This is a genomic window from Microlunatus sp. M237, assembly GCF_056896895.1.
The window spans coordinates 547,558-563,310 of record NZ_JBXHBL010000002.1; the positions used below are offsets into that span (position 1 = coordinate 547,558).

13 protein-coding genes and 1 tRNA gene are annotated in these 15,753 nt (G+C 68.2%); 6 read left to right on the forward strand and 8 right to left on the reverse strand.

Features of this window, described 5'->3' with window-relative positions:
- Positions 1-85: 85 nt before the first annotated feature.
- A tRNA-Arg gene (locus AC1XX3_RS08800) sits at positions 86-158 on the forward strand.
- A 173-nt stretch (positions 159-331) separates the two neighbouring features.
- Here the strand turns inward: AC1XX3_RS08800 and AC1XX3_RS08805 are convergent.
- From AC1XX3_RS08805 to AC1XX3_RS08815, 3 genes are all read right to left on the reverse strand, one after another.
- Complete coding sequence (locus AC1XX3_RS08805; protein ID WP_483320710.1) at positions 332-1,060, reverse strand: VOC family protein; 729 nt, start codon at positions 1,058-1,060, stop codon at positions 332-334.
- A gap of 30 nt (positions 1,061-1,090) precedes the next feature.
- Positions 1,091-1,675 (reverse strand): PadR family transcriptional regulator, encoded by a 585-nt coding sequence (locus AC1XX3_RS08810; RefSeq protein WP_483320711.1) that lies wholly within the window; start codon positions 1,673-1,675, stop codon positions 1,091-1,093.
- 468 nt (positions 1,676-2,143) lie between these two features.
- The gene (locus AC1XX3_RS08815) at positions 2,144-2,944 is read right to left on the reverse strand and encodes an SAM-dependent methyltransferase (protein ID WP_483320712.1); all 801 of its coding nucleotides are present in this window, start codon (positions 2,942-2,944) and stop codon (positions 2,144-2,146) included.
- Between the two features lie 207 nt (positions 2,945-3,151).
- Here AC1XX3_RS08815 and AC1XX3_RS08820 point away from each other — a divergent pair, with 207 nt between their 5' ends.
- Both AC1XX3_RS08820 and AC1XX3_RS08825 read left to right on the forward strand, forming a co-directional pair.
- On the forward strand, positions 3,152-3,322 hold the full coding sequence (locus AC1XX3_RS08820; protein ID WP_483320713.1) for a hypothetical protein: 171 nt from the start codon (positions 3,152-3,154) through the stop codon (positions 3,320-3,322).
- Between the two features lie 203 nt (positions 3,323-3,525).
- Positions 3,526-7,209 (forward strand): hypothetical protein, encoded by a 3,684-nt coding sequence (locus AC1XX3_RS08825; RefSeq protein ID WP_483320714.1) that lies wholly within the window; start codon positions 3,526-3,528, stop codon positions 7,207-7,209.
- Here AC1XX3_RS08825 and AC1XX3_RS08830 read toward each other — a convergent pair whose 3' ends face one another.
- Entirely contained in the window at positions 7,210-7,893 is a 684-nt protein-coding gene (locus AC1XX3_RS08830) for an alpha/beta fold hydrolase (protein WP_483320715.1), read from the reverse strand.
- Positions 7,894-7,895: 2 nt separating this feature from the next.
- Positions 7,896-8,696 carry a DinB family protein gene (locus AC1XX3_RS08835; RefSeq protein ID WP_483321172.1) on the reverse strand — a complete coding sequence of 267 codons (801 nt, stop codon included), beginning with the start codon at positions 8,694-8,696 and terminating at the stop codon, positions 7,896-7,898.
- 70 nt (positions 8,697-8,766) lie between these two features.
- Here AC1XX3_RS08835 and AC1XX3_RS08840 point away from each other — a divergent pair, with 70 nt between their 5' ends.
- The 3 genes from AC1XX3_RS08840 to AC1XX3_RS08850 all read left to right on the forward strand — a co-directional run bounded on the left by AC1XX3_RS08840 (position 8,767) and on the right by AC1XX3_RS08850 (position 13,323).
- Positions 8,767-9,723, forward strand: a complete 957-nt coding sequence (locus tag AC1XX3_RS08840; protein WP_483320716.1) for a helix-turn-helix transcriptional regulator — start codon at positions 8,767-8,769, stop codon at positions 9,721-9,723.
- A gap of 65 nt (positions 9,724-9,788) precedes the next feature.
- The gene (locus AC1XX3_RS08845; protein ID WP_483320717.1) at positions 9,789-11,231 is read left to right on the forward strand and encodes a DUF222 domain-containing protein; all 1,443 of its coding nucleotides are present in this window, start codon (positions 9,789-9,791) and stop codon (positions 11,229-11,231) included.
- 112 nt (positions 11,232-11,343) lie between these two features.
- Positions 11,344-13,323: an acyltransferase family protein gene (locus AC1XX3_RS08850; RefSeq protein ID WP_483320718.1), complete on the forward strand. Its 1,980-nt coding sequence runs from the start codon at positions 11,344-11,346 to the stop codon at positions 13,321-13,323.
- Positions 13,324-13,393: 70 nt separating this feature from the next.
- Here the strand turns inward: AC1XX3_RS08850 and trxA are convergent, their stop codons facing one another.
- The 3 genes from trxA to AC1XX3_RS08865 form a co-directional block, all read right to left on the reverse strand.
- On the reverse strand, positions 13,394-13,771 hold the full coding sequence (gene trxA / locus AC1XX3_RS08855; protein ID WP_483320719.1) for a thioredoxin: 378 nt from the start codon (positions 13,769-13,771) through the stop codon (positions 13,394-13,396).
- Positions 13,772-13,844: 73 nt separating this feature from the next.
- Entirely contained in the window at positions 13,845-14,618 is a 774-nt protein-coding gene (locus AC1XX3_RS08860; RefSeq protein ID WP_483320720.1) for a methyltransferase domain-containing protein, read from the reverse strand.
- Positions 14,615-15,748, reverse strand: a complete 1,134-nt coding sequence (locus AC1XX3_RS08865; RefSeq protein WP_483320721.1) for a hypothetical protein — start codon at positions 15,746-15,748, stop codon at positions 14,615-14,617. The genes AC1XX3_RS08860 and AC1XX3_RS08865 overlap by 4 nt, the downstream gene beginning before the upstream one ends.
- Positions 15,749-15,753 lie beyond the last annotated feature (5 nt).

Consider the following 15,753-nt stretch of genomic DNA (forward strand, 5'->3'; position numbering starts at 1 on the left):
GGAGGTTGACTCCGCTGCGCAGCGTCGGCACCGTAGGCGATACGAGACGGCGCCACCCTTGGTCGTCGGGTACGCTCCCGTCCTGGCCCCCATAGCTCAGGGGATAGAGCAAAGGTTTCCTAAACCTTGTGTCGCAGGTTCGAATCCTGCTGGGGGCGCCGCACACAGAGGACACAGAGGCTTTCGCGACGGCGTTGCGCCCAGGCGATCAGATACCGCCTCGAGGGCCTCCTCGAACAGTGCGGCGTGCACGTTCCACGTCATGGCCGCGCGTCGGGAGTCAATCCTGCTAGGCCAGCGCCGCACGAACCACGGGTGGAGTGCCAGCGACTCACGGTCGGTCGAGGAGGACGGCCTCCTGGTCGTCGAGGGCGGCTAGGGTCTCGCCGAGCTTCTCGCGCTCGGCTTCGGAGAGGGTGAGCGCTCGTGCCCTGGCGAGGGCGTCGCGAGCGGCGATGGTGTCTTCGGCACGGAGTGCGAGCTCGGCGCGATAGGCCAGGGCTTCCAGCAGGTCGGTGACCGGCGCCGACCCACGGTCTCTGGTCAGTGCGCCGTCCAGGATCCGGGCGGCCTGCCGGGTGTCGCCCTTGGAGTCGCCCAGCACGACGGCGTTCCGCATCGCCTTCGCAAGTTGGCTGGCCGGTTCGTCGGCGCTGTCGTCCGCCGCGGCGGTGTGGTGGAAGATCCGGATCCAGTTGCCGCCGGGGTCGATGACCGAGAAGCCGGCGGCGTCACCGGCGTTCTTCCGCTTGCGTGGCCTGGTCATCCGCGGGATGCCGGAGACCAGGAGCTTGCCGTGGGCCTTGCGCATGCCGGCGGCGAACGCCTCGAACAGCGCCGCGGTGTCGGGCACGAGGACCACGCAACTGCCGTAGGAGTCCTCGGGTCTGAAGTCCGGCATGCCGAAGAACTGCAGCTGGAGGTCTTCTCGCTGCAGGCCCACGCACGGATACGGGCGGAGCTGGTAGTAGGTCCGGTCGAAGCCCAGCATGGTGTAGAACTCGACGATCTCATCGATCGACCGGCAAGGGAGCAGCGGCACGGTGATCTCGTTGGCCATGGATCCTCCGTTTCGATAGGGCGGTTGCGGTCAGCGCTCTTCGGTCGGTGCGGGGGACTCGCCGGCCATGGTGAATACGCCGTCTTCCAGGCGGCGGATCAGCCGATGGGTCCAGGTGGCGCCGTAGTCGGCGGTGGTCAACCACAGCGTCAGGACCTCGCCGACCGGGCCCCAGGTGTCCAGGTCAGTGCTCGTGGGCAGGTGTGTGGTGATGCTCTCGCGCCACTCGTCCATCGCACGCGCTCGCTCGCGGAGCATCTGCAGAGCCTCATCGCGGGGCAGATCCTCGATCAGGCCGACGGCGGCGCCCAGCACGTCCAAGCTCGGTTGGCGGTCGGAAAGGGCCTGGCGCAGCAGGGCGAAATACTCCTCGTCGCCCTTCCCGGTCAGCTGGTATTCGATTCGCGGCGGGCCTCCGGCGTCCGAGGGGACCGTCTGGTGCGTGACCAGCAATCCCTGTCCGGCCATGCTCTTGAGCGCATGGTAGATCGAGCCAGACGTGGCGGTGGACCACTCGTGCGCGCCCCACGCCTCCAGGTCCGCGCGGACCTGATAACCGTGCGCGCGTCCTCGGCGGCGCAATGCGCCGAGCACCAGCAGCCGTACGGACTTCACCGAGTTCCCCCTCGGGATTTCCTGGCTGAGGTCAGCCAGCATTGCGGAACGTACTGCAGATTCCCATACTAGTCAAATTTGGCTAGTGCTCCAGTCGGTCTTCATGAACCGTGCGGCGGTCTGGGACGTGGGCGCGACCACCGCTTGATCATCGTCAGTTGGGTGCAGATCTGAAGACACGGCGGTGGCCGCGTGCGACAGGACTAGAACCCGGCCGGTGGCTGCAGTGCGCATCCATACCGCGGTGCTGGTGCACATAGAAGAAGACCTTTCGACTGTCGCTGAGGGGTCTGAGCGAGACGCCTTAACGCTGAGCCCGGCGGCGCGACACGAGTGCGTGGAGTCGGCATAGCCGGTGCCGTCCGGGACCGGCTCTCGTCTAGCTCTACGTTGAGTCCCGATATTCGCTCGGCACAGAGCCCTGTCGCCCTCGGCACTTGAGCGGCGCGCCGAGTTGTCCGCGTGCCTCTACTCGGCTACCGCGAGCAGCAGGATCGGCGCGAGCATGCCTCCACGGGCAGCAGCGAGATTGTTGCTGATGCGTTCCGCGAATACGGGACCGAACACTGCTGCCTGATCCAGACCGCCGGAAGGCGACCCAGCAGCAGCGATGGCAGCCATCCGGTTCTCCTCCCGCACCACGTTGAACCCGGCTGAGCTCAAATCACGAACATATTCGTCAACGCTGGCCACGAAGGACGATCGCTCATCAATCGCCCACGGTAGCGGGTATGTCAGGTTCCCCGGTCCCGTCCGCATCTGCTCATACAGACCGAAGATCCCGCCTGCATTCGACACCCGATGCACCTCGGCGAACAGGTCGGCCTTGTTGGGAACATTCATCCCGACGTGAATCAGGCTCGCACGGTCGAAGGAGGCGTCCGGCAACCGAGTGTCTGCCGCCGATGCCACCAGGAACTCGGCCGAAGAGGCCAGCCCCACGACGCTCGTCAGCCGCTCGGCCGCCAGGACAAAGTCGGGCGAGAGATCGACGCCGAGCACCGAGCATCCGAACTCGGCGGCGGCCACGCGCGCGGGTCCGCCGATGCCGCTGCCGACATCAAGCAGCCGCATCCCCGGACCCAAGCCCATCTGCTGAAACAAGTATCGGGTGGCTGCCGGACCGCCAGCGTGCAGCTGATCGACTGCGGCGAGATCCCCTACAGTGACCGATGCCGAGTCCGGGCGAGGAGCTGCCACCGCAGTGAGGACGCCCGTCGCAAGGTCGTCACCGCTGTAGTGCTGGCGGACCAGCTCTGCGATGTCCAAGACTGCCCACCCCCTGACGGGAGTGTAAACCTCCCGGAGCCGTCGCCGACGCACTCATGCCAGAGTTCGACAAAACAAATTCGGGTCGCCCTGGGATTGCACAACATCGAAGTTTGGGCGACACGACGACAGCACGGCGCACGGTCGGCCGACCATCCCTATACCGGCCTGTTGCGTGAGGCCTCAGTCAAGGAGTAGAGAGGGAACATGAGTGACAAGACACCAGATGAGTCCGACCAGGACGCCGAGCCCACCATGACCGCCCCGGCTGAGGAGCGGCCGGACGGCACCATCGGCCAGTCCGACCAGGCCGAGACCGACGAGATCCACTCCCAGGACGCCGACGACCAGACCGGTTCCGAGGACCCGACCCCCTGATCCCTTGCGGTACGCCTGATCAGCCGGCAACCAGGATGACACCGGGCACGGCAGGCTTTCGCTAACTCTGGCGGTCATCATCACGCAGCGGTACCGTGTGCCCATCGGGCAGATCCTCGCTGCTCCGGCCGAGCACCTCGGGCCTCTGCCGTACGGACGTACACACCGACGTGCGCGTCCGCGGGCTCACCGGGGAGGCCGACATGGCGACGACATCCACGTCAGTACGGGCATCGAGCGCGGCACTGAGTCTGCGGGAGCTGGTGGAGCAGCCGGTGACGGAGCTGCTCGGCGTCGGCCAGGCAGCGGCCACCGCACTGGCCTCGATCAACATCGAGACCATCTTCGACCTCGGCTCGTCGTCGGTGTTCGCCCGGGCGTCCTCCGCCATCGCCGCAGCCGGATCGGACTTGTCCCTTCTCGCCGCCGACGTGCTTGGACCGGCCGGGGCCGGCGTACCTGCGTCTGAAGTGCCCGATCTGCCCCTGGACCGCCTCGACGGGTTGTCGGCGAGCGTCGCCACGGCGCTGGCATCGGCGCTGGAAGCTCCCACGATTCGGGACTTCGCCCTGTGGCCGCCGCGGCAGACTGCGCACGACCTCGTCAGTCTGGCCCTCGGCACCGACCTGGGCGACGTCGGTGAGGAGAACGTCGAGGAGCTCCGGCCCAAGTTCGGCGACTTCCCGACCGAGCGGGTCTACTACGACACCCTGGTCATGCTCGGCGTCGACCCCCCCGCCAACCAGACTCCGCTCGCCGCGCCGATCTCACTCGCGTCGCTCGTCACCGGCGGCCTGGGGTTCGGCACGCCGGCGGTCGGCGCCTTGGCCACGTACGCCCAGTCCTGGTTCGCCCAGGCGGTGACGCTCGGACACATGCTGCACTCCCTCGCCCTCGCCCCGGGCGAGGCGACCCGGATCGCCGTGATCGACTGGTCGCGGCGCACGTCGACCACCGCCACTGAGAGCATCGATGAGCGCGAAAGCCTGGACAACTCCACCAGCCATGCGCGCGCGATCAGTGAGGTGCAGAACGCGGTGGCGGACGAGATGCAGTCCGGCGGGTCGATCGCGACCGGGTGGGCGAAGTCGACGAGCAGCGCGAGCGGGTTCGCGGCGAGCGTCGGTGGCGGGATCGCCGGCGCCATCGGTAGCGCCGTCGGCGCGTTCGGCTTCGGCGCCGGCGGCTCCTCGTCCAGCCAGAAGTCCGAGACCGAGTCGCGGGCCACCAGCGCCTCCTGGTCGATCGGCTCGCGGTCGGTCATGGCCGAGATGGAGCAGCGGGTCAACGACCGCACCGAGCAGCACGCCACCTCGGTACGCAACCGCCGCGCCACCGCGGTGCGGGAGATCTCCCAGACCGAGCACGAGCAAGTGAGTACGCGCGTTGTCGCGAACTACAACCACATGCACGCGCTCACTGTGCAGTACTACGAGGTGGTGCAGATCTATCGCGTGTCTGTGCAGCTCAACAGCTTCGTCCGAGCGCTCTTCGTGCCGTTCGACCTGCTGGACTTCAGCGGCCCCAACGCCACCGACGTCGTCGCCCGTTTCCGTGGCCAGCTGCTCGCCGCGGCGTTGACACCCCGCGCCGCCGACCTGCTCCGCGATAATCAAGGCCGGGTGGAGGTACGCAGCAGCGTACGGGTCCCACTGCCGCTCACCGTCGGCGCCGCGGTCGAGGCCGATCTCGCCTCAGCGACGATGCGGATGGCCCGGGCCGGATCCGGTGTCGGCACGGGCGGCGAGGTCTCGGGCACCATCGGAACCGCCGAAGAGAGCGGTGCAGGTGAAGCGGAGAAGAAGGTACGCGTCCTGCCGCGGTTCACCGTGACCCGCCCCGGTCCGATCGTCGAGGTGCTGCCCGGGGACGCAAACCTGGTGTCCATCGCCTTCGAAGACGTGGGGATCGACCGGGTTCGGGTGGACCAGTCGGGCGTGGCCGCAGAAGCGAGCACGTTCGTCGTGCCGCCGACCACAGACCAGGTCGACTTCCCCCGGCCGATCCCGCTCCGGACTCTGCAGGGGATTCACGTCGCCCGGGACGCGGGCACTGTCGCTGAGGGGTCGATGGTGCTGCACTACGACACCGGTGGCCAGCGCTCGATCGCCGTCGTCCCGGTCTCGCTGGTTCCCGGTACCGCCATGCAGAAGGCCGCCTTCCTGCAGGGCGACGCCACGGACCGGCGCCAAGAGCTGCTCAGCCACCTGCAGGCGAACCGCGGCTACTACACCCGCGCCGTGCTCGAGCGCCTCGACTCCGCCTCGCTGGTGTTGCTGCTGTCGGGATTCACCTGGCTCGGCAAACCACTCGCCGACCAGGTCGAACCCAACCCGATTGCGGTGACCGGAAACTTCCTCGTGCTGCGCGCGCCCGCCGAGACCTCCGACGCGAGCGGTATGGCGGGCTTCGCCACCTGGGGCGATGTGGTGAAGGACCGCAAGATCGACTTCCAGCGACAGGAGTCGCGCCTGATCCCCATCCCGACGGGCGGCGTGTTCGCCGAGGCAGTGCTCGGTCGGTCGAACTCGGCCGAGAAGCTGGACATCACACGGTTCTGGAACTGGCAGGACTCCCCCATTCCGTTCGGACCCACCGAGATCGCTCCCGTCGCCACCGGGACCCGTGCGACACCAGAAGACCTTCGGCCTGGACAGCTCGGCGCCCCCGTCGTCACCGTGCAGGGACCCACCCAGCTACCGGATCCGTCGGGGCTCAATGCGAGCCTGGGCGCACTCGCCAGCGCGAACCTGTTCCGCGACATGAGCGGACTCACCGGCACCCAAGCCACGGCCCAAGCTGCCTCGGCAGGCACGCTGGATGCAGCGACCGAGGCAGGACGCATTGCCAGCGCCAACTTCCAGGCCGCGACCACCCAGGCCACCGAGATGGGCAAGGCCGCCGCGGACATGTTCAAGATCACCAAGAGCAATGGGGGCAGCAACGGCGGCGGCACAGGCAGTAGTGCCGGGATCTCTGGGGACGGCGCCAAGATCAACCAGGGACGCGATCTGGATCGTCGAGGCGTCACCTCGTCCGGAGGCGGCCTCACGGGCTCTGGCGCAGCCCAACCTGGATCCGGTACGAGCGAAGGATCGACCGACTTCATGCCCGGGCCGTCGATGCGGCCGCGCGAGCTGGACTATTCCGACCAGTCGGCCGCGGTGTCCCCCGGGCTGATGAGTGAGACGATGGCGGCGCTCGGTGTGCCGGTGACGCTCGCATCGTGGCCGGGTCTGTCCGACCCGCTCGGAACCGGGGCCGCCATCGTCAAGTCGTTCGGCGAGCAGCTTCTGCTGGCCATGATGCGCGCCGATGCCGTTGCCGCGGGCATTCCCTTGCAGGGTGTGGATCTGCTGCCGATGCGGTTGCACGACAACCACGCCGACTTCGTCGCGGTCGACTACCTCGCGTGGACGAACAGTGCCACCCGGGTCTACGTGAACATCCCTGGCTTGATCAACATCTTCGACACTGCGCCGTCGGGCACTGGTCTGGCCAAGGTCCGGGCGTACGCGCTGTTCGTGCTGCGCCACGAGGACAACCACGTGACGCAGTTCGCGAACAACAACGGATCGGCCCCGGCGGACTTCCAGACCATGATGACCTTTGAGCAGCAGGCATACGGCGGCGACGTGACCTGGCTGCAGTCCGCAGCCGGGCAGGCTGCGCTGACCTCCGTGGGCGCCTCCGCGCAGGTGGTGAACGAGTTGATCACGATTGCCACGAATACAGCGCAGACGTTCACGTCCTTGAACAACGACGCGACACTCAACTCCGAGAGCAAGCGGCGCAAAGCACTCAAGACCGCGGACGCCATTCCGGAGACGATTCGCGGCAAGCGGGACTACAAGGTTGCCGACATGTACAAGACGAAGGCACCGTAGTCAGACGGGCACCGCTGCCGCCAGGAGCCGCGCCAGCTCGGCCGGCTTCGACACCATCGGCCAGTGTCCCGAGTCGAGGTCCACCAGCTCCAGCTTCTTCACTCGAGCGAGTTCCGGCAGCTCGCCGGCGTCCAACCACTCCTGTGCCTCCGCCGGCGTGAACTCCGGACAGACCACCACCACCGGGACGTCCAGCCGCCGCTCGTCGGTCAGCCGTACGATCCCCGTGGCCACGCTCTCGGGCACCGCGACGGTCCGCGCCTGGAATCGGTGCCGGGCATCATCGTCCAGGTCAGCCGCGTCCGCTCCTTCGAACGGATCCCAACCAGGGAAAGGCATCGCGGAGTTCACGTACGGAAAGAAGTCGGCGTAGGTCTCGCCGTCGGCGGTTGGGAAGCCGCCGATCATCACCACCGTGGCCACCTTCTCCGGACGTGCATCGGCGGCGACCCAGGCCAGACTGCTGGCCGCGGAATGCCCCACCACTATGGGCTGTCCGGAAGCGGCGTCCACCGCCGCGACGACGGCGGCGACCTGGTCGTCCAGGGTGGCTGCGGTGTCCCCGTCCCCTTGGCCGGGCAGGGTGATCGGTACGGGGCGGTGGCCGAGCCGCTCCAGTTCGGGGACGACATCGTCCCAGGCGGTGGCGTCGAGCCACAGGCCGGCGATCAGCAGAATGTCCATGATCAACTTCCTTCTTCTAGGGCGGTCAGGTCTCGTTCGGCGTAGGCGCGGTGTTCCCACTCCTCATTGAGGATGATGCGCAGACATTCCTTCACCGGGAAGTCCTCGACCTGTGGCCAGCCGGGCTCCATTCGGGTCACGGTGCCCGCCAGTTGTTCGTCCGTCAGTGATTCCATGATCGAGCGCACCATCTCCTGCCGCTTCCGACGGAGGGCCAGCGTCTCTTCCAGCGACGGCCGGGCGTCCCGGTCCCAGGGAATGCCCTCCCAGCCAGGCGCTTCGTCCCAGGGCAGATCGAGCGGATCCCACGGCGCCACCTCCCCGAGCACCATTCGCGCTCCCCATGCCGCGCTGGCGAAACTGAGGTGACGCATGGTCTGGATGAACGACCACTCGTCGTCGACGCTGCGATGCAGGTCGGCCTCATCGAACGTCCGCGCCCGAGCCACGGTGCCCTCCCACAGCCGCTCGAGCGTCGACCAGGCGAGGCGGAACCCGTCGGCGTCGTCGGGGCGCATCAGCGCACGCTCGGGCGTCCGTCGGTTCAGCTCGGCATCGACCAGAGGGCCGACGTCGACGCCGTTGACGATGACGTTGTGCAGCTCGCCGGTGATCGTGACGTCGAAAAGCTCGACGGCGCGCATTCGCACCTGGTGGAAGTACGCCCCCCGTACCTCGACGCCGGTGAAGTCGACGAGGTTCAGTGTGGCGTCATTGAAGAACACCTGGTGGAAGGTCGCCCCGCGAAGGCTCGTCCGCTCAAACCTGGCCTCGCTGAGATCTTGCTCGTGGAATGCCGTCATGTCGGTCACGCTAGAACCAATTCCGGACGATCCGCTTCCGGTTCGTGGCGCTTCGGTTTACCGTGTTCTCGTGTCCTCCGACCTGAGCCCCACGGCCCGCGCCCTGCGTACGCTCGAGTTCCTGCAGAACCGGCCGGGAGCGACGGCGGATGAGCTGGCCGATCGGCTCGGCGTGACGGAGCGGGCCGCCCGCCGCTACGTCGGCATCCTGCGCGAAGCCGGGATCCCGGTGGAGTCCACCCGCGGGCCGTACGGGGGCTATCGGCTCGGACGGGGCACCCGGCTGCCGCCGGTCAGCTTCACCGAGTCCGAGGCCCTGGGACTGGTGATGGCGGTGCTCGACAACCAGCCCGCCGCGGCCGACGTCGACGACCTAGTGGGCTCGGCGCTGAGCAAGGTGATCCGCGCACTGCCCGAGACCGTCGGTCGCCAAGCCGCCTTCCTGCGTGATCACGCCTCGACCGCGCCAGACCGATACTCCGCCCGCCCGGACCCCGCGACCACCAGCGCCCTGGTCACCGCAGTGGCTGCGCGGCGGCGCGTGCTGGTGACGTATCGGAGCGAGAGCGGCCGGGAGTGGGAGTCCGAGGTCGACCCGTGGGCTGTCGTCGTCCGCTACGGGCGCTGGTATCTGCTGTGCCACTCCCACCGCGCGGCCGCCATCCGGACCTACCGGGTGGACCGGATTCGGTCCGTGCACCAGACCGATTCCGAGTTCGATCTCCCCGACGACCTGGATCCGGTCGCGCAGCTGGAGGAGAACCTGGGCGCCGGCTGGGAGTTCCCGACCCGGGTGGTCTTCGACGCGTCCGTGACCGAGGTCGCCCCCTGGATCCGGCCGCCGATGGGTCGGCTCGAGGTGCGGGGTACGGGCTGCGTCCTGCTCGGCAGCACCAGCAACCCGGCGATGTACGCCCAGGAGTGGCTGCCGACTGTGCCGTTCCCCTTCCGGGTGGAGGAAGGGCCCGAGCTGCTGGCCGAGGTACGCGCGGTGGCCGCCCGGTTCGCTGCCGCTTTGCCCGACTGATCGAGTCATCCACACCCGGCCGCACGAGCGAGCAGAATGTCAGTGGGCACCGTTAAATTGAATGTATGTTCGATTCAGTGGGGCTGGAGCAGCAGCCCAGCGGTGCGGTGGCCGAGCTGATCGCGGCGACCTACCGCGGCCTGCTTGAGCATGAGGCGGCGTTGCTGCAGCTCGCCGCCTGCTGGGCCGACCTCTACAGCCGCCCCGAGGACGCCTTCGATGGCGACGCCGACTACGGCGAGCGGAGTCGGCAGCTGGGCGGAGACAACACCCCGTGGGTACGCGAGTTCGCCGCCGCCGAGCTCGGTGCCCTGCAGCAGACCACCACCGCGTCCGCGGCCGCCCAGATGGCCGACGCCTTGGACCTGCGGCATCGACTCCCCCGCCTGTGGGCACGGGTCCGGGCCGGTGAGGTTCGCGGCTGGAAGGCCCGCAAGGTGGCCCAGGCAACCCGACACCTCGATGCCGAGGCCGCCGCGTCGGTCGACGACCGGGTGGCCGGGCTCATCGCCAGTCTGCCCTGGACCCGGTTTGAGAACGTGCTCGGCGCCGCCTTGCTGGCCGCCGATCCGCACGGAGCCGAACAGCGGGCGCGGCTGTGGGAGGCAGAGCGGTTCGTCCGCGCCGGCCGGACCAGCGAGGGCGGGCTCAAGCTGCTGGTCGCCCGGGCCAACGCGGGAGAGGTGGTGTGGTTCCTGGCCATGGTCGACCGGATCGCGGAGATCCTCGCGGCCGAGGGCAGCACAGACCCGGTGGACGTACGACGGTCAGCCGCCATCGGCATCCTCGCCCAGCCCGCGTATGCCCTGCAGCTCCTGTGCGCCCACCAGCACGGCGCCAGCAGCGCGACCGAGCCAGAGTCGCCCGACGGTGAGATCGACGACCATCGCTCGGTCCGGATCGAGACGCCAGTCGTGGACCCGGACCGGGTACGGCCTCGGGCCACGCTGTATGTCCATCTGCACGCCGACGCGTTACAGCAACCAGCCGGTCAGGTCGCCCGGATCGAGGGCGAAGGGCCGGTGACCGTGGATCAGATCCGGCGGTTCCTCGGCTCCAGCCACTGCGCCATCCGGGTGCAGCCGGTGCTGGATCCGGACCCCGCGCCGGTCGACAGCTATGAGATCCCCACCCGGATCCGAGAGGCCGTGCGGTTACGCAGCCCGGCGAGCATCTTCCCGTACGCCGCGACCACGAGCCGGTCGATGGACCTCGACCACACCCGGGCGTACGTCCCACCCGACCGGGGCGGTCCGCCGGGTCAGACCGGCATCGCCAACCTGGGTCCGCTGTCCCGGTCCCAGCACCAGTTGAAGACCTTCGGGCGATGGTCGGTCAGACAGCCGACGACCGGCACCTATCTGTGGCGGTCACCGCACGGCTTCGTCTATCTGGTCACCGGCTCCGGCACCTCCGCGCTGGGCAGGTCCGAGTTCGGTCGCGCGATCTGGCAGGTGGCGAGCGAGATGTCGATCATGAATCAGCGGCGAGCCGATTCGGCAGCGTGAGCGCCAGATGCTGCCGTCTGGTTGAATGCCCTACGCCGCGACACCCGCAGGCAAAGAAAGGTCGCGACGTGTACCTCCCAGCAACGGTCCTCGGCTCGAGTCTTGCACCCGGGTGAGCGCCGGAGATTCGAAGCGACTCGACATTCAAGGGCTGCGCGCCCTCGCCGTGGTCCTGGTCGTCCTCTATCACGCGGGTGTGCCCGGCGTCGATGGAGGTTATGTCGGGGTTGATGTCTTCTTCGTCATCTCCGGTTTCTTGATCTCCAAGCACCTGATCGCCGGGCTCGATCAGGAGGGAAGGCTCGACTTCGCCCGCTTCTACGCCCGACGCGCGCGGCGGCTGTTGCCCGCTGCCTTCGCCGTGGTGGTGCTGACGATCGTCGCCGCCGTCATCTGGGTGCCGCCGTTACAGCTTCCTCGCACCTTCTTCGTCGACGCCATCGCCGCCAGCGTGTACATCCCCAACGTCGTGTTCGCCCGTCGCGGGACCGACTACCTCGCGGAGCCGACTCCGTCCCTGTTCCAGCACTACTGGTCCTTGGGGGTCGAGGAACAGTTCTATCTGGCCTGGCCGGCCGTGCTGCTCGGCCTGGTGTGCCTCGCCCGGTCGCGGCGATCACTGGCTCTGCTCGTTGGTGGTTTGGTGGGAGTCTCGTTCGCAGCGGCAGTACTGCTGTCCTCGGCTCGACAGTCCTGGGCGTTCTTCTTGCTGCCCACCCGTGCCTGGGAGTTCGGGGTGGGTGCCCTCGTCGCGCTGGCCGTGATGTACGGGCGGAGGCCAGCGGCCGCGATCACAGTCGCGGCCGGATGGCTGGGCCTCGGGTTGGTAGTGGTGTCTGCCCTGTTGTTCACAGACGCAACCCTCTTCCCGGGCTACGCCGCGGCGGTGCCGGTGGTCGGCACGGCACTGGTCATCGTCTCCGGCGCCTGGTGGGCTCGGGGTGGACCGGGGATGGTGCTCAGCCGTCGACCAGTGACCTTCATCGGCGATATCTCGTACTCGGTCTATCTCGTCCACTGGCCACTGATGGTGATTCCACAGGCGGCTGCGGGTTACCTAGATCCCCTCCAGCTGTCGCTCCGCGTTGCCCTCGCCATCGCGTGCGTTCCGCTGGGTTGGCTGCTCTACGTCAGCGTCGAGCGCAGAGCGCTGACAACCGACTGGCTGGTCGGCGCTCGCCCTCGACGGACTCTGGCCGTCGCTGCGGTTGTCACCGCCGTCGTAGCATCTGGCTCAGCCGGGACCTATGTGGTGACCTCGACGCGACCGCTCGACGCCGGACGCACTGCCGCTGCGGCCGCCGTCTCCACCCAGCCTGCGGTTACCACCTATGTCCCATCCAACCTGCGACCAGGGCTGCGGGATGTCTCTGCCGACGTACCCGTCCTCTATGCGAATGGCTGCCACCTCACCTTCACCGAGGCGACGCCGAAGACGTGTGTCTTTGGTGCGCCGAACGGTCCAACGGTCGCACTGTTCGGAGACTCGCACGCTGCCCAGTGGTTCCCCGCGCTGGAGACGATGGTCAAGCGTCACGGACTCCGGTTGATCACGCACACCAAGAGCTCTTGTCCCTCGATCCTTGTGGAGACCAAGCGTGACAACTCGGTCTACGCTGCCTGCCTGCAGTGGCGTGACCGGGTCATCCGCCAACTGATCGCGGAGCCTCCTGCTTTGATCGTGCTGTCCAACTACGGAGCACCGGAGGGCGATGCGGAGGCCGGTTGGGAGCAGGGTCTGACCACCACGATCGAGCGCCTCAACAAGGTGTCGACCGTGATGGTGATCGCGGACACTCCCGACGTGGGTCAGACACCGGCGATCTGCCTGTCGGCCCACCTCACTTCGACCGCCCGATGCACGGTGGACCGGACGACCGCGTTGCGCGCCCCGACGCGAGAAGCAGAACGGCGAGCAGCCACGGCGACCCGCACTCAGATAGTCGATTTCACTGACTACCTGTGCACGGCCTCGGTCTGCCCGCCGGTCATCGGTGACATCCTGGTCTACCGCGACGCCCACCACGTCACAGCCACCTACAGCAGGGAGCTTGCCGATGTCCTGTGGAGCCAGGTCCGCGGCTCGGTCTAGCCACAGGGGACGTATGGAACGACGAAAAACCGCCTCCCGAGAGATCGGGAAGCGGTTCGTCGGAGGAAGATCAGTGCTCGGAGTGCTCAGCCTGCAGCTTGGCGACCTCGGCGTGAACGGTCTCCATATCGAGGCCCTTGACGGCGTCCACGACCTCCTTGAGGGCCGGACCCGGGAGCGCGCCGGCCTGGTTGAACACCAGGACGCCTTCACGGAACGCCATCAGGGTCGGGATGCCCTCGATGCCGAGTGAGCCGGCGAGGCCCTGGTTGGCGTCGGTGTCCAGCTTGGCGAACACCACGCCGTCGTACTCCTCGGAGGTCTTCTCATAGACGGGGCCGAAGCGCTTGCACGGACCACACCACTCAGCCCAGAAGTCGACCAGCACGATGTCGTTGCCGCTGATGGTGTCTTCGAAGTTCTCGGCGCTGATATCGATCGTTGCCATGCCTTGCTCCTTAGTCGTTGCCGGGGAAAGCCGTACGCAGACCATAACCAACCCGGCCGGACCGATATTCCGGCTACTTGATGGCGACGACCCGCCGCATCGGAATGGCAACCTCGACCGGACCCCGCCGTTTGAGCCGGTCCTCGAGGTGCTCGATCGCCGCCTCCACCCGCGAATGACGGGTCTGCGGCAGATAGAGCGAGGACATCATCAGCTCGGCGTCAGCCCGGTCGTGGATGGTGAACCGATAGCGCTCCCGCTGGTCCTCGACCCGCCGCAGGCCATGCTCCTCCAGCGTCTTGGTGAACCCGGCCAGCTCGACCGGTCCCGGGAACTGCGGCTTCGTCCGCAGCCGGGTGGCGATCCGGGTCAGCACCCGCAGGTCACTCGGGCCCAGTGGCCGCACCGCCGGCGCGATCGCGGCCAGCACACCTCCGGGCTGAAGCACCCGGGCGATCTCGGCCAGCACCTGGGTCAGCGGACGCACGACCACCAGTCCCATGGAGCTGGTCACCGCCCCGACCGAGTTGTCCGCGAACGGCAACGCCAGCGCCGAGCCCTGCACCCAGGGACCGGGCCCTCGCTCGCGCGCCAACGCCAGCTCCGACGCCGAAAGATCCAACCCGATCACCGTCCGGCCGGGCTTGACCAGCTCACGCGACATCGGTCCGGACCCGCAGGCCACGTCCAGCACAGTGGTGACGTCCTCCGACACCGCCCGAGCCAGCCAGCGGTACGGCGAGTGGTCGCCGGCCAACGCCCGCGACAGCACCGCCTCCGCCACCCCCGCCCGCTCGGCGTGGAACTCGGCCAGAAAGGTCGGCCAGTCCAGCTCGTCGTCACTCATGACACCGCCTCCTCACGCTGTTGCTGCTCCAGCTCGCGCAGCTCAGCCGTATCCAGCTCGCTGGCGAGCGCGGCGACCACATCGGTCCCGATGTCTCGCACCAGCCGACCCGGCCCGATCGGGCGACCCGCCACCGCGGAGACGAGTGCCGACATCCCCGGCAGTGCCTCGTCCGGCGGCGCCAGGTTCGGGTGGTCGTCCACCAGCAACGGGTTGCAACCGTCCGGCCACGGGGCGCTGACCCGTTCCCAGGTCTTGATCCAGGCCGCCGAGATCTCCTGGACCGACGGTACGCCGAAGAAGTGCCCGACGGGAGCATGGTGGCGGAGGGCCACGATCGGTGAGTCCCGGTAGAGCAGGGCCAGCCGGACCCGCGCGTCCAAGTCGCGCCGTTGCTCCATCGGCGCCGCGACGGCGAACGCGCAAGGGCTCGGGCAGGTGTCGCCGACATCGGGCCGCTCGCCCGGCCCGATGGTGGCATGGTTCATCGCGCACACCGCCAGCGCGTCCCCCTGTCGGGAGTGGAACCGGTCCAGATAGGCGGTGTAGCCCGCCACGTCACCAGAGCAGGCGTTGACCGCCCGCTTGGCCGTACTGCGCAGCGCCGACGAGTGCGGGCACACCGGGTCCTCGCTGCCCCACCTGCTCCCCCGGGTCTGCAGCTCCAGCTGCAGCGGGTCGCCGCCGTGCCCGAGGGTGCTCTGCCAGGCCAGCTGGGCCAGATACTCCCCGATCAGGTGCGCGGTGACCACGATCTGCAGCGGCTCCCGGCGCGCGGCCCGCAGCTCCAGCACCTCCAGCATCAGCTCATACAGCCCGGTCAGCGAGCCGAGCGCGCCCCGGACCGGGTCGCGCGGCTCCAGCGGGAAGGACGCAGCCGACAGCCGGGCCCCCCAGCTGGACGAGAAGCCGGCCCCGATGGTGGAGAAGTCCTCCGCGTCCAGGTCCAGCACCCGCCGTGCCGCGACCGCCAGGTTGCGAGCACGGGCCAGGTTGTCCGAGGTGTCCCCGGCGGCCAGCTGACGCTCCAGCAACGCCGCCACCGCGTCATACCAGTGACCTTCGAGCAGCACGCGGACCGCAGTCGAATCGGCCCCGCCGTGATCGGCGGGAGCCGTGCCGTTGCCCATCCGAA